18 protein-coding genes and 1 pseudogene are annotated in these 19,136 nt (G+C 66.7%); 12 read left to right on the top strand and 7 right to left on the bottom strand.

All coding sequences use genetic code 11. From position 1 onward, the window contains the following. Nucleotides 1-13: 13 nt before the first annotated feature. From V8V93_RS00210 to bioB, 3 genes are all read right to left on the bottom strand, one after another. Nucleotides 14-805 (bottom strand): PTS system mannose/fructose/sorbose family transporter subunit IID, encoded by a 792-nt coding sequence (locus V8V93_RS00210; RefSeq protein ID WP_338668331.1) that lies wholly within the window; start codon nt 803-805, stop codon nt 14-16. 169 nt (nt 806-974) lie between these two features. Then, entirely contained in the window at nt 975-1,556 is a 582-nt protein-coding gene (locus V8V93_RS00205) for a biotin transporter BioY (protein WP_338668329.1), read from the bottom strand. 5 nt (nt 1,557-1,561) lie between these two features. Then, nucleotides 1,562-2,536 carry a biotin synthase BioB gene (gene bioB / locus V8V93_RS00200; protein WP_338668328.1) on the bottom strand — a complete coding sequence of 325 codons (975 nt, stop codon included), beginning with the start codon at nt 2,534-2,536 and terminating at the stop codon, nt 1,562-1,564. 152 nt (nt 2,537-2,688) lie between these two features. Between bioB and V8V93_RS00195 the strand changes: the two genes are divergently transcribed. Next, nucleotides 2,689-2,904 (top strand): hypothetical protein, encoded by a 216-nt coding sequence (locus V8V93_RS00195; protein WP_338668327.1) that lies wholly within the window; start codon nt 2,689-2,691, stop codon nt 2,902-2,904. 96 nt (nt 2,905-3,000) lie between these two features. Here V8V93_RS00195 and rsmI read toward each other — a convergent pair. Continuing rightward, nucleotides 3,001-3,827 (bottom strand): annotated as a pseudogene (rsmI, locus tag V8V93_RS00190) (16S rRNA (cytidine(1402)-2'-O)-methyltransferase). Further along, entirely contained in the window at nt 3,824-4,237 is a 414-nt protein-coding gene (locus V8V93_RS00185) for a YraN family protein (protein WP_338668326.1), read from the bottom strand. Before V8V93_RS00185 ends, rsmI begins: the two are co-directional and overlap by 4 nt. Before the next feature lie 107 nt (nt 4,238-4,344). Here V8V93_RS00185 and V8V93_RS00180 point away from each other — a divergent pair, with 107 nt between their 5' ends. The 11 genes from V8V93_RS00180 to V8V93_RS00130 all read left to right on the top strand — a co-directional run bounded on the left by V8V93_RS00180 (nt 4,345) and on the right by V8V93_RS00130 (nt 18,340). After that, nucleotides 4,345-5,457, top strand: a complete 1,113-nt coding sequence (locus V8V93_RS00180) for a Gfo/Idh/MocA family protein (RefSeq protein ID WP_338668325.1) — start codon at nt 4,345-4,347, stop codon at nt 5,455-5,457. A 2,000-nt stretch (nt 5,458-7,457) separates the two neighbouring features. Continuing rightward, nucleotides 7,458-8,471, top strand: coding sequence for a DUF3089 domain-containing protein (locus V8V93_RS00175; RefSeq protein ID WP_338668324.1), 1,014 nt, complete (start codon nt 7,458-7,460; stop codon nt 8,469-8,471). 69 nt (nt 8,472-8,540) lie between these two features. Continuing rightward, nucleotides 8,541-9,929, top strand: a complete 1,389-nt coding sequence (locus tag V8V93_RS00170; RefSeq protein ID WP_338668323.1) for an FAD-binding oxidoreductase — start codon at nt 8,541-8,543, stop codon at nt 9,927-9,929. Nucleotides 9,930-10,100: 171 nt separating this feature from the next. Next, nucleotides 10,101-10,793: a SatD family protein gene (locus V8V93_RS00165; RefSeq protein ID WP_338668322.1), complete on the top strand. Its 693-nt coding sequence runs from the start codon at nt 10,101-10,103 to the stop codon at nt 10,791-10,793. After that, nucleotides 10,786-11,580 (top strand): DUF3307 domain-containing protein, encoded by a 795-nt coding sequence (locus tag V8V93_RS00160; RefSeq protein ID WP_338668321.1) that lies wholly within the window; start codon nt 10,786-10,788, stop codon nt 11,578-11,580. Before V8V93_RS00165 ends, V8V93_RS00160 begins: the two co-directional genes overlap by 8 nt. Nucleotides 11,581-11,651: 71 nt before the next feature. Further along, nucleotides 11,652-12,794: a (Fe-S)-binding protein gene (locus V8V93_RS00155; protein ID WP_338668320.1), complete on the top strand. Its 1,143-nt coding sequence runs from the start codon at nt 11,652-11,654 to the stop codon at nt 12,792-12,794. A gap of 6 nt (nt 12,795-12,800) precedes the next feature. After that, entirely contained in the window at nt 12,801-13,697 is an 897-nt protein-coding gene (locus tag V8V93_RS00150; protein WP_338668319.1) for a hypothetical protein, read from the top strand. Between the two features lie 2 nt (nt 13,698-13,699). Further along, the gene (locus tag V8V93_RS00145; protein ID WP_338668318.1) at nt 13,700-14,323 is read left to right on the top strand and encodes a hypothetical protein; all 624 of its coding nucleotides are present in this window, start codon (nt 13,700-13,702) and stop codon (nt 14,321-14,323) included. Between the two features lie 8 nt (nt 14,324-14,331). Continuing rightward, the gene (locus V8V93_RS00140) at nt 14,332-14,526 is read left to right on the top strand and encodes a hypothetical protein (RefSeq protein WP_338668317.1); all 195 of its coding nucleotides are present in this window, start codon (nt 14,332-14,334) and stop codon (nt 14,524-14,526) included. Nucleotides 14,527-14,735: 209 nt separating this feature from the next. Further along, nucleotides 14,736-17,282, top strand: a complete 2,547-nt coding sequence (gene secA / locus V8V93_RS00135; RefSeq protein WP_338668316.1) for a preprotein translocase subunit SecA — start codon at nt 14,736-14,738, stop codon at nt 17,280-17,282. 113 nt (nt 17,283-17,395) lie between these two features. Beyond that, a complete protein-coding gene (locus tag V8V93_RS00130) occupies nt 17,396-18,340 on the top strand; it encodes a hypothetical protein (protein ID WP_338668315.1) in 945 nt (314 codons plus the stop codon). 12 nt (nt 18,341-18,352) lie between these two features. Here the strand turns inward: V8V93_RS00130 and V8V93_RS00125 are convergent, their stop codons facing one another. After that, entirely contained in the window at nt 18,353-18,610 is a 258-nt protein-coding gene (locus tag V8V93_RS00125) for a Nif11-like leader peptide family natural product precursor (protein ID WP_338668314.1), read from the bottom strand. 13 nt (nt 18,611-18,623) lie between these two features. Further along, nucleotides 18,624-19,133: a CreA family protein gene (locus tag V8V93_RS00120; protein WP_338668313.1), complete on the bottom strand. Its 510-nt coding sequence runs from the start codon at nt 19,131-19,133 to the stop codon at nt 18,624-18,626. Nucleotides 19,134-19,136: the final 3 nt, after the last annotated feature.

Genomic DNA, 19,136 nt, shown 5'->3' with positions numbered 1-19,136 from the left:
ATCGGGAGGGAAATCACAAGCCAAAAGCGTTTTTGGCCAGGGTCTCCACCCAGGGGAAAAATTCGATGAGGCCCACGAAAACGGCCACCGCCAGCACGCGCGAGAGCAGGCCGGTGCGCACATAACGGCCAAAGAGCATGAGTGCGGACAGCCCGACCGCGAACTCCCACCAGTCGTACGGCCGCGGCCAGATGAGCGTCCACAGCCACAGGAGCAGGGCCGCGTTGGCGTACTTGACCTTGGTGCCCCAGTTGATCAGGTCCCAGCGCCGGAGCTTCTCCAGGAAGCGGAAGCCCTGCTTGACCCCGCAGACGAAGGTATAGGCCCGGAAGGCCTGCAGCCCCAGGAAGAAGATCAGTCCCAGGACAAAGGCCAGTGCCGGGTAGCCGGTCAGGAGCAGGCAGATGGTCGACAACGCCCAGAAGATGAGCGCGCTGCCCGCGAAGACCGAGTCGCCGATGGCGGACAGGGTGTAGCTGGTGGTGTCCTTGACCTTGCCCAGCATGCGCGGCGGGAAGTGGCCCGCGTTGATGGTCGTCTCCACGTTGAGCAGGATGCCGACCATGCACGGGGTCCAGAACGGGTGCGACTGGTAGTGGCGGGCGTACCGCTTGAGCGCCGCCCGGAGGTCCTTGGGGTCCTCGTGGATGGCCTGAAGACCCGGCAGCATGGCGTACATCAGCCCGATGTTCTGCATGCCGCGCGTGTTGAAGGCCGCGCCGGTCAGGTAGCAGCGCAGGAAGCTGCGCAGGAAGGCCACCGTCCGGGTGTCGGCGCGCATATGGGAGATGCCGTGAGCCGTCATGGCCGTCCCGTGTCGGAACCGGGCGAGCAGAAGACCGGCGCGGTCCGGGGCAGGCGGTCGTTGTCAGTCGGCGGGGGGGTGTTCATTGCGCGCATCCTAACAGGTTATTGACGGGAGCGCATCAAAGCACAGACGGTCACGTCTGTCCAGTGGGTACGGGGGTTTGCACTTACCGGCGGCCGGGCGTCAGGCCCAGCCGGACCATGTGCCGGGCACAGGCCAGGGCGACCACGACCTTGAGGGTGTCCCAGGGGATGAAGGGCAGTACGCCCGCGGCCACGGCCTTGGTCCAGGTCAGGGTGAGGACGTATTTGAGCCAGGCCGCGCCGGTCACGTAGGCCAGCCCCACGGCGGCCAGCCCGGCGAGTACGCCGCGCAGCCACGGCAGCCCGCCCTCGCGGGTCCGGGCTAGTCCGCAGATCAGGGCCGTGCCCAAGAAACCGATCAGGTAGCCGCCCGTGGGGCCGAGCAGGTAGCCGAGCCCGGACTTGCCGCCCGCGAACACGGGCAGGCCGATGACCCCGGCCAGGAGGTAGAGACCCATGGCCAGGACCGCGTGCCGGGGGCCGAGCAGGTACCCTGCCAGAAAGATGAAGAACGGCTGCATGGATACCGGCACCGGGCCGATGGGCACGATGAGGTAGGCCCCGGCCCCGATGAGCGCGGCCATGAGCGCGGTCCAGACCAGCCGGTGCAGGTCGGCCAGGGGAGATCGGGGCAGGGCGTTCCCGTGCGGGTTGTCGTCGGCCATGGGGGTCACTCCTTTGCCGGGACCAGTCCGGCCCGGCGGATGTCCTTGAGGTCCGAGGCCGCGTCCCCGCCCTTGGTGGTCAGATAATCCCCGACCATCAGGCCGCTGGCCCCGGCGGTCAGCAGCTCATGCTGCCGTTCGGGTCCGAAGACCGTGGGCCGCCCGCCGCAGATGCGCAGTTGGCGGTCCGGGAGCAGGAAGCGGTACAGGGCGACGATGGTCAGCGCCTCCTCGGGCGGGAGCGGGGCGCGCCCTTCGAGCGGGGTGCCCGGGATGGGCGTCAGGAAATTCATGGGCACGGACGGGACCCCGAGTTCGCGCAGGAGCAGGGCCAGTTCCACCCGGTCGTCCCAGGTCTCGCCGATGCCGAAGATGCCGCCCGAGCAAACGTACAGTCCGGCGTCCAGCCCGGCCCGGACCGCGTCCACGTCTTCCTCGTAGCGGTGGGTGGTGCACATTCTGGGGAAGTGCGTGGCCGAGGTCTCCAGGTTGTGGTGGTAGCCGCGCAGCCCCGCCTTCTTCAGCCGGACGAGCTGATCGCGCTCCAGGATGCCCGGCGACAGGTCCGGGATCATGCCCAGTCCGGCCACGCGCCGGATGGCCGCTTCGAAGCCGTCCAGGTCGGGGTCGCCGACCAGCTTGCCCGAGGCCACGATGCCGAACCGGGTCGCGCCCGCCGACCGGGCGCGGGATGCGGCGGCCGCGATCTCGTCCGCAGAGAGCAGGGGGTATTCCGGACTGTTGGCCGCGTGGTGCCCGGACTGGGCGCAGAAGGCGCAGTCCTCGGAACAGGTCCCGGACTTGGCGTTGACGATGGCGCACAGGCCGACCTCGTTGCCCAGGCGGGCGGTGCGCACGTTGTGGGCGTGGCCGAGGAGCTCGGGGAGTCGTTCCGGGGCTTGTTCAATAAGGAACATGATCTCCGCATCGGAGGGCAGGACCCCGTCAAGGGCCTTTCTGGCAATGGAATCGAGGCTCATGGGGGCTTTGTGGGTCAGGCGGCCGGAGAAGTCAAGTCGCCCGGAAAGCCCCGCCGTACGGGAGAATGTGAAGAAAAGAATTTTCGTGGGGGGTTGCTTCGCCGCCAAAAGAGCTTATAGTTAGTACAGAACTAATTTCGGAGGGTTCAAGTATGGAATTCGATTTCTATTTCGTGGACGGAGTGTTTCTCTTCGCCCTGATGGCGTTTATGGCGAGCCTCGGTCCCATTGTGGGCGCCAAGATAAAGGCCTGCTGCCCGACCGCGCTCCGGTATGCCCGCCGTTTCGGACGGCGTCATCCCGCCCTGTTCACCGAGTCGGAAGATTTTTATTGTTTCTTCCACAAGGACGCCCTGTACGGCGCATAGCAGGGCCACAGCCTGTTATTGACCGGAAGGCCGGGAGCGGGGATCAATCCGCTTCCGGCCTTCCGGTTTTTTTTATGGATATCGGCCACGCCGAAATCAATCCCGCATCAGGGCGTAGACCGCCTTGGCCGTCCAGCCCTCGCTGCGCTCGGCCACCCGCCGGGCGATCTCCTTGGGCTTGCCCCGGCCTCGGTCTCTTCGGCGATGCGTTCAAGGATGGTCTCCTCGTCCGCTTCGCCGTCGTCCTGCCCGGGCGCGATGATCACGGTCAGCTCGCCGCGAAGCTCGAAGTCGAAGGACTCCAGGTCGCCGAGGTTCCCGCGCAGGAATTCCTCGTATTCCTTGGTCAGTTCGCGGGCCACGCAGAAGTCGCGCTCGCCGAGTATCTCGCGGGCGATGGCCAGGGTGCCCGCAAGGCGGGTCTTGCGCTCGAACAGGACCAGGGTGGCCCCGGTGTCGCGATGGGCCCGGAACAGCCTTTCGGTCTGGCGCTTCTTGCGCGGCGGGAAGCCCAGGAAGGTGTAGGGCAGGGGCGGCAGCCCGGAGGCGGACAGGGCCGTGACCGGCGCGGACGGGCCGGGCACGGGCGTGACCCGGTAGCCCTCGTCGCGGCAGGCGCGGACCAGGGTGAAGCCGGGATCGGACAAGAGCGGGGTGCCCGCGTCCGAGATGAGCGCCACGTTCAGCCCTTGGGCCAATTGGTCCAGGACCTTGGGCAGCTTCTTGTCCTCGTTGTGCTCGAAAAAGGAGATCAGCCTGCCGTGGCGGGTCAGCCCCAACCGTTGGAAGAGCAGCCCGGCCCGCCGGGTGTCCTCGGCCAGGACCACGTCCGCATCCATCAAAATAGCCCGCGCCCGGGGGGACAGGTCGTCCGTGTTGCCCAGGGGGGTGGCCACCACGTACAGGGTGCCGGTGTCGCTCATGCTCTCTGTCCGTCCAGTTGAAAAACGTTTTCTTCATGTTCCACGGTCAGGGACCGGCCCGTGTCCGTGACCGAGGCCAGGTCGAACCGGCACGGCTCGTCCCACAGGTCGTACGCGGTCAGGTAGTGTCCGGCCGCCTTGATCAGCCGCGCCTGCTTCTTGCGCGTCAGGGCTTCGCCCGGCGCGGCCATGGACCCGGCCCGCCGGGTCTTGACCTCCACGAAGACCACGGTGTCCCGGTCGCGGCAGACCAGGTCCAGCTCCCACTGGCGGAAACGCCAGTTGCGCGCCAGGACCTTGAACCCCCTGGATTCGAGGTACCGCGCGGCCGCGGCTTCGCCCGAAGCGCCGCGGTGTCCGGCGCGGTCGTTCGTCGGCTGGCCGGACAGCAGTTTCGTGAAGAATCCCATGCCCTGGAGAGATAGCACAGCCGGTTTTGCGAGGCCAGCGGAACCGTGGCACAGGGTTCCCCGGCGGCGGAACATGGTGTATGCTGACTCGCAAAAGAGGTGAAGCCATGCTGAGATATGCCATGATCGGCGGCGGCCCCGGCGCGTTTGTCGGCGGTGTGCACCGGCGGGCCCTGGCCCTGAACGGGCAGGCCCGGCTGGTGGCGGGGTGTTTCTCCCGCGACTTGGAGAAGAGCCGCGTCCTGGGCGCGGAACTCGGGCTGGACGGGGACCGGGTCTACGCCACGCCCGAGGAGCTGGCCCGGCTTGAGGCCGGGGACATCGATTTCGCGGTGGTGGTCACCTCCAACGAGGCCCACTACCCCAACGTGAAGGCGTGCCTGCAAAGCGGCATCAACGTCATGTGCGACAAGCCGTTCACCCATACCTCGGCCCAGGCACGCGAGTTGGTGGAACTGGCCCGCGAGCGGCGGCTCGTCCTGGCCGTGACCTACACCTACGCGGGCTACCCCATGGTCCGGCAGATGCGCGAGATGATCGCGCGCGGCGACGTGGGCGAGGTCCGCTTCGTCAACTGCGAGTATCCCCAGGGCTGGCTGGCCGAGCCGCTCGAGACCACGGGTCACGTCCAGGCGTCCTGGCGGGCCGACCCCGAGCGCGGCGGCGGGACCCTGTCGCTCGGCGACGTGGGCTCGCACATCGAATACCTGGTGCCCCACGTTACGGGCCTCGAACTGACCCGGCTGGCCGCCCGGCTCGACTCCCTGGTGGAGGGCCGCGTGCTCGACGACAACGGGGTCATCCTGACCGAATACGACACCGGCGCGCGCGGGATGTACTGGTACTCCCAGGCGGCCACCGGTGCGGTCAACGGGCTGAAGCTGCGCGTCTTCGGCGACCGGGGCGGTCTGGAGTGGTTCCAGGAGGACCCGGACCATCTGCGCTACACCCCGCTCAACGAGCCCGCCCGGATCATCACCCGCGGCACGCCGGACCTGCTGCCCGGGGCCATGGACTATTCCCATACCCCGGCCGGGCACCCCGAGGGGTGGCTGCTGGCGTTCGCCAACCTCTATCGGTCGTTCTGCGACACCCTCGCCACGGGCGCGGCACCGGATTTTCCTACCGGGGAGGATGGGCTGCGGGGCGTGCGCTTCATGGAGGCGTGTTTGGAGAGCTCGCGCGGCGACACCGCCTGGATAGAGGTTGGGGGGGAGTAGTCGAAGGGCCTCGACGGTGCCTTAAGAGGATTAGAGAAGAGGAAAGGAAGGCCGCCCTTTGGGGCGGCTTTTTTGTGGGATAAAATGCGCGGTTGCACCGCTGAGAGCCGGTGAAGGGGTTGCACCCCTTCAGCCTCCGAGAGCCGCTGTGCGGGGCTGAAGCCCCACACAATTCTCCCAGCCCTCCCGGCGGGGTCCATTTTTTTGCTGGCCCAAAAAAATAGACGAAAAAAAGGGCCTTGGAGTGTTGGGCGACCGCCCGGAGATCGGGGGATAAGAAGCTGATCGATTCGGGTCGGCTCCCGATTCGAGGCTCGCTGCGCTCGCTGCGAATCGAAGAGCCGCCGCCCCGAATCGTCAGCTTCTAACCCCCCCGATCAAGGGCTCGTTTGGGCGAAATGAAGAGTGGCGGCGGGACGCGGTGGACCGTGCTTCGGCGCGGGACTGAGAGAGCCGCTGTCGGACGCTCGCGTCCGAGTCGCTCCATGGCCACAGTAGTGAGTCCCTGCCGGGCCTTTTGCCGAGCCGAACGTGGAAGGCCGATCCAGTCTGTCGCAAAGCGCGGCCAAACTCCCGGCGCACAGGCTCTTTCGCCAGTCCATTCGCAGCAGCCCACTCCCTGCAAGCGCAGGACAGCAATCGGAAGCGAACCCTAGAGCCCGTCCCCGGCGGCGAAGCGCAGGCTGGATCGCGTCTGCGAAGCAGACATCCATCCGGCCAGCGAAAGCCGCCTACGGGCTCTTGGGTCCGCTTCCGCGCGTTCGCACCGCAGCGCAGTTTTTGCTTCCTTTTTTCTGCGCCAGCAAAAAAGGAAGTCGCCGTAAAGGCGAAATCAAAAAGTAAGGAGAACAGCCAAACGCCCGGACGCGGATGCGCGGTCAATTAACCGCGCACAACAAGGCCCGCCGCCAGGCGAACCACCCCGACCCGGACGCGAATGCGCGGACATCCCCCCGAGCTCAACAAGGCCCGCCGCCAGGCGATCCACCTCAACCCGGACGCGGATGCGCGGCCAATGTATCGAGCACAACAAGCCATATCCAGGGGGCCCACGCAAACCTTATCGCCAATGCGCGGGCAATCCTCGGTGTACGACTTCTTACGTCGGGCTTTTCGCGGCAATCCATTCCCCACAGACGCAGGACAGCAATCGGAAGCGAACCCTAGAGCCCGTCCCCGGCGGCGAAGCGCAGGCCGGATCGCGTCTGCGCAGCAGACATCCATCCGGCCAGCGAAAGCCGCCTACGGGCTCTTGGGTCCGCTTCCGCCGCGCTCGCACCACAGCGCAGTTTTTGCTTCCTTTTTTCTGCGCCAGCAAAAAAGGAAGTCGCCGTAAAGGCGAAATCAAAAAGTAAGGCGAACAACCAAACGCCCCGACGCGAATGCGCGGCCATTGCCCCGAGCGCAACAAGGCCCGCCGCCAGGCGATCCACCCCGACCCGGACGCGAATGCGCGGCCAATCATCGGTGTACGACTTCTTACGTCGGGCTTTTCGCGGCAATCCATTCCCCGCAAGCGCAGGACAGCAATCGGAAGCGGACCCTAGAGCCCGTTCCCGGCGGCGAAGCGCAGGCTGGATCGCGTCTGCGAAGCAGACATCCATCCGGCCAGCGAAAGCCGCCTACGGGCTCTTGGGTCCGCTTCCGCGCGCCCGCACCGCAGCGCAGTTTTTGCTTCCTTTTTTCTGCGCCAGCAAAAAAGGAAGTCGCCGTAAAGGCGAAATCAAAAAGTAAGGCGAACAGCCAAAAGCTCCGACGCGAATGCGCGGCCAATCCCCCGAGCTCAACAAGGCCCGCCGCCAGGCGATCCACCACAACCCGGACGCGGATGCGCGGACGTTCTACGGCATTCACCAAAGCCCGCCGCCAGGCGGACACCCCAAAGCCCTGGCGCGCAAGCGCGGGCCTAAAACCGCGTTCTGCAACGCCGGGCCGCGCAGGCGCTTTATCTTTTTCCCCCGAGTTGCTAAGCAGACAAAAAAACCGTTGAGGAGATGCCCATGCGCATGATTCGTACCGCCGTTCTCTCTTTGCTGTTCTGTGTGCTCGCGATCGGGCCTGTTTCGGCAGCCACGCCCAAAGCGCCCGCCGCCCAGGCCGCCGTGGACTGTCTGCCCGGGTGTCCGGACTACAGCCAGTTGGTCAGTTGGGCCTCGCTGCCGGTCAGCCCGGACAAGCCGGTGGACGTCTTCTACGTCTACCCGACCATCTACCCCGACAAATCGCCCATGAACATGGACGTGTTCAACCAGGCGCTGCGGGCCGACGTGCAGGGGCTGCTCAAGGCCCAGGCCGGGGTCTACTCGCAGTCGGCCAACCTGTTCGCGCCCTATTATCGCCAGGTCTCCTTCGCTGCGCTGGACCCCAACGTGGAAATGACCCTGAACAGCTATTTCCGCATCGGGGCGGACGACGTGCACCGGGCCTTCGACTACTACCTCAACTTCCTCAACCAGGGCCGCCCGTTCATCCTGGCCGCGCACAGCCAGGGCTCCGTGGTCCTGCTCGACCTGTTGCGCAGCCGGTTCAAGGACCCGGCCCTGCAAAAGAAGCTCGTGGCCGCCTACCTCATCGGCTATTCCGTGACCCGCGAGGACCTGAGGAAGTACCCGTGGATCAAGCCCGCCAAGGGGGCTGACGACACCGGGGTGGTCGTGTCCTGGAATACCCAGGAGCCCGGCGCCACAGGGTCGCCCGTGCTGCGGCCGGGGGCCATCGCCATCAACCCGCTCAACTGGAAGACCGACGACACCATGGCCGACAAGAACCTGAACCTGGGTGCGGTCTTCTTCGACGACTTCAAGGGCAAGGTCCTGCGCATCGTCCCGCAGTACGCCGGGGCGCGCATCAACCTTGAAAACGGGGCCCTGGAGACCGTGCCGCCGGACAAGCTGGTCCTCGGCCACTTCCCGCCGGGCGTACTGCACAAGTTCGACTACGCCTTCTGGTACCGCAACCTGCAACGCAACGTGCAGACGCGCATCGACGCCTATCTCAAGCGGAACGGTTCGTAGCGCGGGCGGGGCACGCGGGGGCGGGCTCCGGCCATTGACAGCCGGAGGCCGCCCTCGTAGGTTCGCCCCATGCCGCAATACGCCAAGTCTCTGACCGACGCCCACCGGGCGTTTCTGACCGATCTGTTCCCCGGCGACGGGTGCGTGCTCGCGACCGAGCAGCTCAACGCCTTTTCGACCGACGCCAGCCGCGAGCGGTCCATGCCGTGGGCCGTGGTCCGGCCCGAGAGCCGCGAGCAGGCGGCCGAACTTCTGCGCTGGGCCGACGCCGAGCGCATGCCCTTGTATCCCAGGGCCAGGGCCACGGGCCAGGTGGGCAACACCGTGCCGATCCTGCACGGCGTGACCGTCTCCCTGCTGCGCATGAACCGCATCCTCGACATCGACGAGCGGGACTTTGCCGCCGAGGTGGAGCCGGGAGTGATCACTTCGGACTTCCAGGCGGCCTGCGCCGAAAAAGGGCTGTTCTATCCCCCGGACCCGGCCAGCGTGAAGATTTCGACCATGGGCGGGAATATCTCCACCTGCGCGGGCGGGTTGCGGGCCGTCAAGTACGGCGTGACCCGCGACTGGGTGCTCGGCATCGAGGCCGTGCTGCCCGGCGGCAAGGTGCTGACCATGGGCGGGCGCTCGCAAAAGGACGTGGTCGGCCTGGACCTGAAGCGCCTCTTCGTCGGCGCGGACGGCAAACTCGGGCTGATCACCCGGGCCACGGTCAAGCTCATCCCCCTGCCCGAGACCGCGAGTTCGGTCCTGGTGGGCTTCCCCGACCTGGCCGCCTCCATGGACGGGGCCAAGGCCGTGTTCGGGGCCGGGCTGTTGCCCTGCGCCTGCGAGTTCATGGACGCCACCACCATCAAGGCCGTGCGCATGGGCGGGGACATCCCCCTGGCCAAGGAGGCGCAGGCCGCGCTGCTCTTCAAGTTCGACGGCACGGCCGAGGGCGTGGCCTCCGAGATCGAGCGGCTGAAGCAGGCCCTCGCGCCCGTGCGCCCGGTCTCGGTCGAGGTGGGCGAGGGCGCAGCCGAGGAGGCTGTCTGGGCCGCGCGCCGCGACATCTCGCCCGGCTCCTACCGGCTGCGGCCGAACAAGCTCTCCGAGGACCTGGCCGTGCCGCGCGGCCGCGTGCCCGAGCTGGTCGACCTCGCGCAGCGGGCCGGGGCCGACGCCGGGCTGCCCGTGCTCTGCTACGGCCACCTGGGCGACGGCAACATCCACACCAACATCATGCACGACGCGAGCCGTCCCGAGGAGGTCCAGGCCGCCCACCGGGTCAAGGAACGCCTCTTCCGGGCCGCCGTGGAACTGGGCGGGACCATCTCGGGGGAGCACGGCACCGGCCTGACCAAGGCCTCCTTCGTGCCCGAACAGCTCGGTGCGGACCAGCTCCACTACATGGACGCCGTGCGCCGCGTCTTCGACCCCAACGAGATCATGAATCCCGGCAAGGGGTGGTAGGCGGCCCGGCAGCACCACACCGTTTATCGCCTTTTGAGGCTATTAATTGCAATTATCGCCTTTCAAGGCTATTGTCGATAATTATGGCGTCTCAAGACTATTAATTTCGATTATCGCCTCTTAGGGCGATTAACGGCTGTTATCGCCTTTCAAGGCGATTGCGGAGGGGCTGTGCACGAATCAATGGATTGTATCGGCGTGGTGACGGGTGACGTCGTCAGTTCCACCAGCGCCAGGGAACCGGGGCGGGTCCAGGAGACGTTGTCGCGGGTGCTGAACGAGGTTGCCCTCGCCAACCGAAGCGGCATGGTGCGGGATTTCGCCGTGTACCGGGGCGACGGTTTTCAGGGCGTGGTCACGCCGGAAGGCGCTCTCCGGGTGGCCCTGCATATCAGGATGAGCCTGCTGGCGGAGTTCCGCGGGTGGGGCGAAAAAAAGCTCGACGTGCGCATGGGCGTGGGCGTGGGCCGCGTCGATGCGCTGGGCGAAAGCCCCGGCCAGAGCCGCGGCGAGGCGTTCCTGCTGTCCGGAAGGGGCGTGGACGAGTTGTCGGTCAAGGTGGCGGAGAAGAGACGCCTGGCGGTACGGACGCCATGGGAGCCGTTCAATCGGGCCATGGTCCCGCAGTGCGCGCTGTTCGATGCCCTGGCATCCGGCTGGACCGACCGGCAGAGCCGGGCCGCCGGGTTCGCCCTGCAGGAGTGCGGGACGGAGACGCGGATCGGCGAGTTGATGGGCATCGGTCAGTCGACCGCGCACAAGCATCTCGCGGCCTCGGGCTTCTGGGCCGTGGAGAAGTTCATCGAATATTACGAGCGGTCGGTCCGGGAGCTGGTCTCCGGGGAGGAGCACCCCCATGACTGATCCTGAACAAGCGCTTCTCGGCCTGCTCCTGGCGCATCTTGCCACGGATTTCCTGTTCCAGCCCGACGGGTGGGTCAAGGCCAAGGAAGACGGCGGATTCGGTTCCGGCGTCCTGGCCCTGCACGCGGCGGTGGCCGGGGGGCTCGCCGCGCTCCTGGGTTGGGGGGCATTGGATCCCGTCCGCGTATTCGCCGTCACGGCCGCCAGCCATTGGGCCCTGGACGGTCTCAAGGCGCGTTTCGGCAAAGGCGGGACCCGATGGCTGCTGGCGGACCAGGCCCTGCACCTGGCCGTGATCGGCGGGCTGGTGTGGTGGGCTCCCTCGGGTGGGCCGCTGCCGTCCTGGCTGGCCCCCCTCTGGCAAGCCACCCTCGGCTCCGTTCCCGTGCGCGTCTGGGGATGCGGGCTCCTGCTGGTCGGCATCCCCGGTTCCATAGCGGTCAAGACGATGATCGGGATCTGGGACGCCGGCAAGGGCGGGGAAGCCGCGAGCGATGCCGCCGAAGACCCGCAACCGGACAGGGACGACGGGCTCCGGGGCCGCAAGAACGCCGGCAAGTGGATAGGCATCCTGGAGCGGCTGTTTATCCTGATCTTCATTCTGGGCGGCCATTGGGAGGGCATCGGGTTCCTGGTGGTGGCCAAATCCATCCTCCGGTTCGGCGAAATCAAGGATTCCGCGGACCGGGAGCGGGCGGAATACGTCCTGGTCGGCACGCTGGCGAGTTACTTGTGGGCCGTTGTCGTGAGCATGGCGGCGGAGGCCGTGCTTCCACCCCTGTATTGAGGGGGGAGTGCGTTTCCCGCCGCCGTTCCGGCCGGTTGCCAAGGGGGGCGGACGCGGGTAGGACCTAGGCCATGTCCGACAGCATCACCCAACATGTTTCCCATTGCATCCTGTGCGGCAAGTGCCTCCAGGTCTGTCCGCTGCTGCGCGCCACCGGGCGCGAGGAGCTCGGCCCGCGTTCCAAGTCCGACCTCTGCCGGGTTCTGGCCGAGGACCCGGCCAAGCTGTCCGAGACCGATGCCGCCAGGCTGGCCGGGCTCTGCCTGGGCTGCGGCCGGTGCCGCGAGGTCTGCTCCCAGGGCCAGGACGTTCCCGGCCTGGTGGCCGCCCTGCGCGCGGCACACCCGAATTTCAAGTCCTGGCTGTGGAAGACTTGGCTGACCCGCGCCCGGCAGCTCTGGTCGCCGAGCGCCAAGGCCGCCGGGCTGGTGCCCGAGCGGTTCCGCACCGAAAGGCTCGGCCCCATGCTCAAAATGCTCGCGGGCATGACCGGCGGGCCGGGCCTCGACCCCTTCCTGACGCCCAAGACCTTTCCGGATACCCTCCGCGGCGAGAAACTGCTCCTGTTCGCGGGCTGCACGGCCAACTACGTCCAGGGCCGCTGGCTCATGGCCGCCCTGCGCCTGCTCGACGGCCTCGGGGCCGAGGTCCTGCCGGGCGATTTCGCCTGCTGCGGCTCGGGCCTCAAGGGGGCCGGGTTCACGGACGAGTCCACGGCCATGGCCGAGCGCAACGTGGCGGTCTGGCGTAAGGCGGGCCGCCCGCGCATCACGGTCTTCTGCGCCTCCTGCCTGGCCGGGCTCAGGGCCTACGACTGTTTCGCGTCCGAGGCCGAGGCCGCGCAATGGGCGGATTCCCTACTGCCGCTGTCGGTTGCTGTACGCGGTATCGAATTCGTGATAGCGGACAACGTGCCGGAACGGTTGGGATATCATCATCCGTGTCACGCCGGGGCGGACGACCCGGACCGGGCTTTTCTGCGCGAGGTCCTGGGCGACCGGCTCATCCGAGCCACGGATGCGCAGTGCTGCGGCTTCGGCGGGGTCATGCGTCTGGCCGCACCCGGCCTGACCGAGCCGGTCAACCGCCAATGCTGGGACGCGCTTGAGGGCGCGGACGTGGTCCTCTCGGGTTGTTCCGCTTGTCTCGCCCAGCTCTCGGCCACCGCGCCGGAGGATGTGGAGGTGGGTCACTGGCTTGAAATCATAAGGTAGGTGTGCATGTCGGACAAGATTTCGCCCGTTGCCGTGGCCAAGCAGGCCGTGGTTCTGAGCTGGAGACGGAAGTGGACGTTTTGGGGCCTGCTGCTGGTCGGCATGGCGCCCCTGGCCGTGGGCATGGTGTCCACCGCGGTGTCGCGTGGTGCCGGGCTGGTGTTTTTCCTGACGTTTTGCGTGCACATCCTGGGCATGCTGTTCTTGCTGACCACCACCAACCACCTGGCCGTGACCATGCAGCGCGGGCCGGGCACGGTCCTGCCGCGGCCGTTCTGGCCTGCCATGGGCCGGGTCTTCGTCCGGGGGCTGATCATCTTGGGCCTCGTCTTTGCGGTCATGATCGTCTTCATGCTGCCCGCCTGGGGGCTGCTTTACATGTTTTTCCCGCAGGATGGGGCGGGCCTGTCGCCGACGGCCATCCCGTTGATCATCTTCGTGTGCGTGGCGGCCTACGCCCTTGTGGTGGCCCTCATGCTGCGCCTTGGGATCATGATCCCGGCCGCCGCCGTGGGCGTCGTCGTCCGGGTGCGCGAGGCCCTGGCCATGACCCGCGGGCATGCCTGGCGCATGTTCTGGTCCATGATGCTGGTCGCCCTGCCGGTCCTCGTCCTGGGCGGGGCCTTCCAGGCGTTCATCGCGCTCTCCTTTTCGGACGGCCGGCCGGGCGCGGCCCTGGCCGTCCCGGTCCTGCTTCTGTTTGTCCTGGACATGTTCGCCTGGATCGTCATGCTGGTCATGAACGCCATCTGGTACGAGCGGCTGCGCCTGCGTGCGGCAGGTCCCGATACCGGTTCCGGCCCGGCCTTCGGGTTCGCGCCCGGAAGCGCTCCCGGAACCGCCGCCGACCCGCGCGCCGGTTCGGGCGTGGGGCCGTACGCGGATTTGCCCGAGGCCGAATAGCCGTGGCTTTTACACCCGGCGGCAGGCCCGGTTCCCCCTGGTTCCTGCGCGCCGAGGACGCCTGGCGGGCGGCCCAGCGCCGGATCGGCGGGGTCCTGCGCACGGCCCTCGGGCGGATGCGGGCCGAGCCGCTGCCCTTTGTCGTCGGCGTGGCCTGCCTGTACATGTGGACTCTCGCCTTCAAGCTGCTGCCGCTTTCGCGGCTGGACGGCGCGTACTTGTATGCCGTGGCCTGGTCGTGGTCGGCCCTGGGGGCGTTGTTGGACCTGGCCCTGGTCGTGGTCGTGGCGGGCGCGGTGCTGCGCGGGGAGGGGGAGCGCGGTTTTTTCGGGCCGGATTTTCCGCGCCGGTTCCTGCGGGCCCTGCCCTACGCCTTCTGCTATTACGTCTGCTTCGGCCAGGCCTGGGGGCTGCTCGGCTGGGGCGTGCAGTGGCTGGCCGAGCCGGTGTTCGGGGGAAATTCCGTCTTTTTGTGGACCGCCTCCTATACCACCTGGGGTCGCTGCCGCTGCTGTACCTGCTCGGCCGTTTCGGGTTCACCCTGGCGGGCGCGGCCGCGGGGGAGCGCGTCTCCTTCCGGCGCTCCTGGGAGCTTTCGCGCCCGGCCGCCGGGACCCTGTTCCTGACCGCGCTGTTGTGGTGGGCGGCGCGGCGGCTGCCGTCCGATATCCTGTTCAGCGGCTTCCCGTTCAGTCCGTTCACCGAACTGTATTCCCGGTGGCTCCATCTTCCGGTCCAGTGCGGCGTGTCCGTCCTGGGCTGGGCCGTGGGCGCGGCCTGGTACCGGGAGCTGCGGCCCGACGCCGGGGAAGCCGTGCGCGCCGGGTGACGCCTTCCGCCGTTGTGTTTCCGTTCCGGAAGGGGCCGGAGCGGTCCCTTTTACGCCCGGCCCGCTTTGTGCTATCCCTTGTTCCCGCGCGGAAAGGGGACTGTCACACGATTGTCGCGTTGACTTTCCGTTTTCCGACGTTATCTTGCACTACAGCGTTCGCGGCCGCGCACTGAAGGGCCGCCAAAGATCCTCTGGAGAACCCATACATGCTCAAAAAGATCTTCGGTTCCAAGAACGACCGATACCTGAAAAAACTCAACCCGATCATTGCGCAGGTCAATGCGCTCGAACCGGAGATGCAGGCCCTGGCCGACAGCGATTTCCCGGTCAAGATCGCGGCTTGGAAGGGGCAGGTGGCCGCGGGCGAGAAGACCCTGGACGACCTGCTGCCCGAGTGCTTCGCCCTGGTCCGCGAGGCGGGCAAGCGCGCCTTCGACCCGCCCATGCGCCACTTCGACGTGCAGCTCATCGGCGGCATCGTCCTGCACCAGGGCAAGATCGCGGAGATGAAGACCGGCGAGGGCAAGACCCTCGTCGCCACCCTGGCCGTGGTCCTCAACGCCCTGTCCGGCAAGGGCGTGCACGTGGTCACGGTCAACGACTACCTGGCCTCGCGCGACGCCGAGTGGATGGGCCAGCTCTATAATTTCCTCGGCCTGACCTACGGCGTCATTGTCCACGGCCTGACCGACGAGCAGCGCCAGGTGGCCTACGCGGCCGACATCACCTACGGGACGAACAACGAATTCGGCTTCGACTACCTGCGCGACAACATGAAGTTCTACAAGGAGCAACTGGTCCAGCGGCCGCTGAATTTCGCCATCGTCGACGAGGTGGACTCCATCCTCATCGACGAGGCGCGGACCCCGCTGATCATCTCCGGCCCGGGCGAGAAGTCGTCCGGCCTGTACCGCCGCGTGGACGCCATCGTGCCCAAGCTGATCAAGTCCAGCCCCACGGACCCCGAGGACAAGGACGCCGTGCCCGACGGCGACTTCGTCCTGGACGAGAAGACCAAGTCCATCACCCTGACCGACGCGGGCGTGGAGAAGATCGAGGAACTGCTCGACGTGGACAACCTGTTCGACCCGCAGAACATCGCCCTCCAGCACCATGTTCTCCAGGCGGTCAAGGCGCACCATTGCTTCATCAAGGACGTCGAGTACATCGTCAAGGACGACCAGGTCGTGCTGGTCGACGAGTTCACCGGCCGCCTCATGCCGGGCCGCCGCCTGTCCGACGGACTGCACCAGGCCATCGAGGCCAAGGAGAACGTCAAGGTCGAGGCCGAAAACCAGACGCTCGCCTCCATCACCTTCCAGAACTTTTTCCGCATGTACGACAAGCTGGCCGGCATGACCGGCACGGCCGACACCGAGTCCGTGGAGTTCCAGCAGATCTACGGCTTGGAGGTCGTGGTCATTCCGACCAACATGCCCATGGTCCGCCAGGACAATCCGGACTCCATCTATAAGACCCAGGAAGAGAAGTACAAGGCCATCGCCGCGGACATCGAGGAGTGTTACCGGACCGGCCAGCCCACCTTGGTGGGCACGGTCTCCATCGAAAAGTCCGAGCTGCTCTCCAACCTGCTCAAGAAACGCAAGGTCCCGCACAACGTGCTCAACGCCAAGCAGCATGAGCGCGAGGCGGAGATCGTCCTGGAAGCGGGCCACAAGGGCAAGGTGACCATCGCCACCAACATGGCCGGGCGCGGCACGGACATCAAGCTCGGCGAGGGCGTCCGCGAACTGGGCGGCCTGCACATCATCGGCACCGAGCGCCACGAGTCGCGGCGCATCGACAACCAGTTGCGCGGCCGCGCGGGCCGCCAGGGCGATCCGGGCTCGTCCCGCTTCTACCTGGCGCTGGACGATGACCTCATGCGCCTGTTCGGTTCCGACCGGCTCAAGGGCATCATGGAGAAATTGGGCCTCGAAGACGGCATGGCCATCGAGAACAAGATGGTCAGCAACGCCATCGAGAAATCCCAGACCAGGGTGGAAGGCCACCACTACGAAATCCGCAAGCAGTTGCTCGAATACGACGACGTCATGAACCAGCAGCGCGAGGCCATCTACGGCCTGCGCCGCGAGCTCATGGAGTCCAAGGAGGTCGAGCCCATCGCCACGGAGTACGCCGAGGACCTCCTGGAGGAGATCCTCGAACCCGCCCTGGACGCCAAGGGCGGCGCGGACAAGGAAACCGTGGAGTCGGTCCGGGCCCGCCTGGAGGAGGTCTTCAACTTCGAGCGCTTCCCGGACTGGGGCAAGTCCGGCCTGCCCGACAGGGACCAGGCCGAAAAGTGGGTGGAGGAGATCTTCGCCTACCTGCGGGCCTCCACCGGCGAGCACTACCAGGAGATCCTGCGCTACTTCCTGCTCGACTCGCTGGACCGCAACTGGAAGGAGCACCTGCTGAACATGGACCACCTGCGCGACGGCATCGGCCTGCGCGGGTACGGCCAGAAGGACCCCAAGCAGGAGTACAAGCGCGAGGGGTTCGAGCTCTTCTCCGAGCTGATCTACACCATCAAGGAGAACGCCCTGCGCTCCTTCTCCCACCTGCGCATCCAGGCCGAGGTCAGCGACGAGGAGTTCAAGCACGAGGACACGGACGACCTCCAGTACACGGACAGCGAGTCCGCGAGCGAGAAGAAGCCCGCCACGGTGCGCAAGGACGCCAAGATATCCCGCAACGCCCCCTGCCCCTGCGGCAGCGGCAAGAAATACAAGAAGTGCTGCGGAGCCTAGCGCCCGGCAAAGAGACCGTTCCAGGCCCGGTCCGGCATCCGCCGGGCCGGGCCTTTTTTGTGCCGGGGCGGGCGCTATTGCCATCGCGCAGGGTGGCGTGTATTTTCCGCGCCATGTTGCGCATCTTCGCCATATCCGCCGTGCTGCTCGCCGCCCTGTTCGCCGCGGCCCCCCGCGCCTTCGCCCAAGGGGGCGTGACCGTGGGCAACGAACCGGGCTTCCTGGTGGCCACGCCGACCAACGTGAGCAAGACCCTGCAATTGCAGGGGGGCCTGGGCCACGTGAGCCAGGCGGATTTCACCAACGGGCTGGGCAGCGTCAGCGTGACCCGCGCCTCCCTGTCCGCCGACTATTCCATCTTCCACCTGTCCTACGACATCGACTACTTCAAGTGGGCGGGCAAGGACGGCCTGGGCCGCCGCTTCGACACGGGCGGGGCGCTCATTCCCTGGGAAACGCTCCAGGACATCACCCTTCGGGCCCGGCTGCTGAACAACGAACTCACGGACAACTGGCGGTACTGGGTCAACGCGGAGGTGAACGCCGCTTACGAGAAGGTCGCGCCCGGTGCCGTCGGCGTGGGTATCGACGGCGGGGTGGCCTATGATTTCTGGGACGGCTGGATGCTCGGGCTGACCGCCCGGACCGTGGCCCTGTCGGCCCTGAACAGCGACCTGTTCGGCGACATGGAGCTGGGCTTTGCCGTGGCCGTGTCGCAGAAGACCCTGCGCCGGACGCTTCAATCCGTGGGGCTGATGAAGGATTCCAAGCCGGGCTCGGACCACATCGGCCTGAACTTCGCCATCTCCACCCAGGAAAAGACCTATCGGCTGGCCCCGGACAACGCGATCTACGAGAGCGGCTACCTCGGCGTGGTCCAGTCCACGGTCGGGCTCTACCTGGACTACCTGCCCAACAAGGCCCTGACCTTCAGCGTCGGGCCGGAATACCACTATAATCGGAAGTACCGGCTGTACAATAAGGCGGGCTCGTACAAGTCGTCCCACGACCTGGACAACGCCCTGGGCGGATTCGCCCGGATTCTTTGGCGGTTCTGACCGGGGAGGGGGCTAGTCCAACGGGGCGAGGGGCTCGTTGCCCACGGTGGTCAGTCGCCAGCGGGCCGCGTCCACAGCCCCGGCTCCGCCGCCCAGGACCTTGCGGGCCAGCTCCCAGATCTCGTCCATCTCGTCGGGGGAGAGGGCGTAGCCCCGTTCCCGCACAAAGGCTTCCAGGGCCGGCCGGTCCTTGAGAGTCATAGCCTCTCGGATCAGCTCCGGGTCGGCCAGGGCGTCTCCCATCAGCCGCGATAATTCGTCCCTGCTCATTGCGATCTCCTTGTCACTGCACCTTGACGCAGGTGATGCTGTTCTTGGGCGAGCCCTCGACCACCCGGTCGCTGTAGACCATGTACACGAGGACGTCCCGCTTTTGATCGTAGAAGCGGACCACCTGCATGGATTTGAAGACCAGGGAGGTGCCCTTCTTGAAGACCCTGTCTCCGTCGGCCTTGCCGCTCCTGACGCGGTCGGGCACGTCGATGTCCCCGGTGGCCACGCACATGATCGAAGCGTCGGACGGGTCCTCGGCCACGCCGATCATGCCCTTGACCCCGCCCTTGCGGGCCCGGCTCAGGTAGCAGGTCACCCCGCCCACGTCCGGGTCGTCGAAGGCCTCGACCACGATGTCGTCGTCCCGCGAGAACAGGTGGAAGACCGTGTCCACGCTGCCGATAACCTCGGAGGCCACGGGTGCGGGGAACAGGCCGCAAACCAACAGGACCGACAGGAGCGCCCGGAGGAGCCGGGTACGCTTCCGCCGCCTGTTCTTGAGAAAGTCTAGAGAATGCATCGA

It is taken from the genome of Pseudodesulfovibrio sp. 5S69 (genome assembly GCF_037094465.1).
GTDB classification, from domain to species: Bacteria; Desulfobacterota; Desulfovibrionia; order Desulfovibrionales; family Desulfovibrionaceae; genus Pseudodesulfovibrio; species Pseudodesulfovibrio methanolicus.
This window is presented reverse-complemented; position numbering and strand designations above follow the sequence as displayed.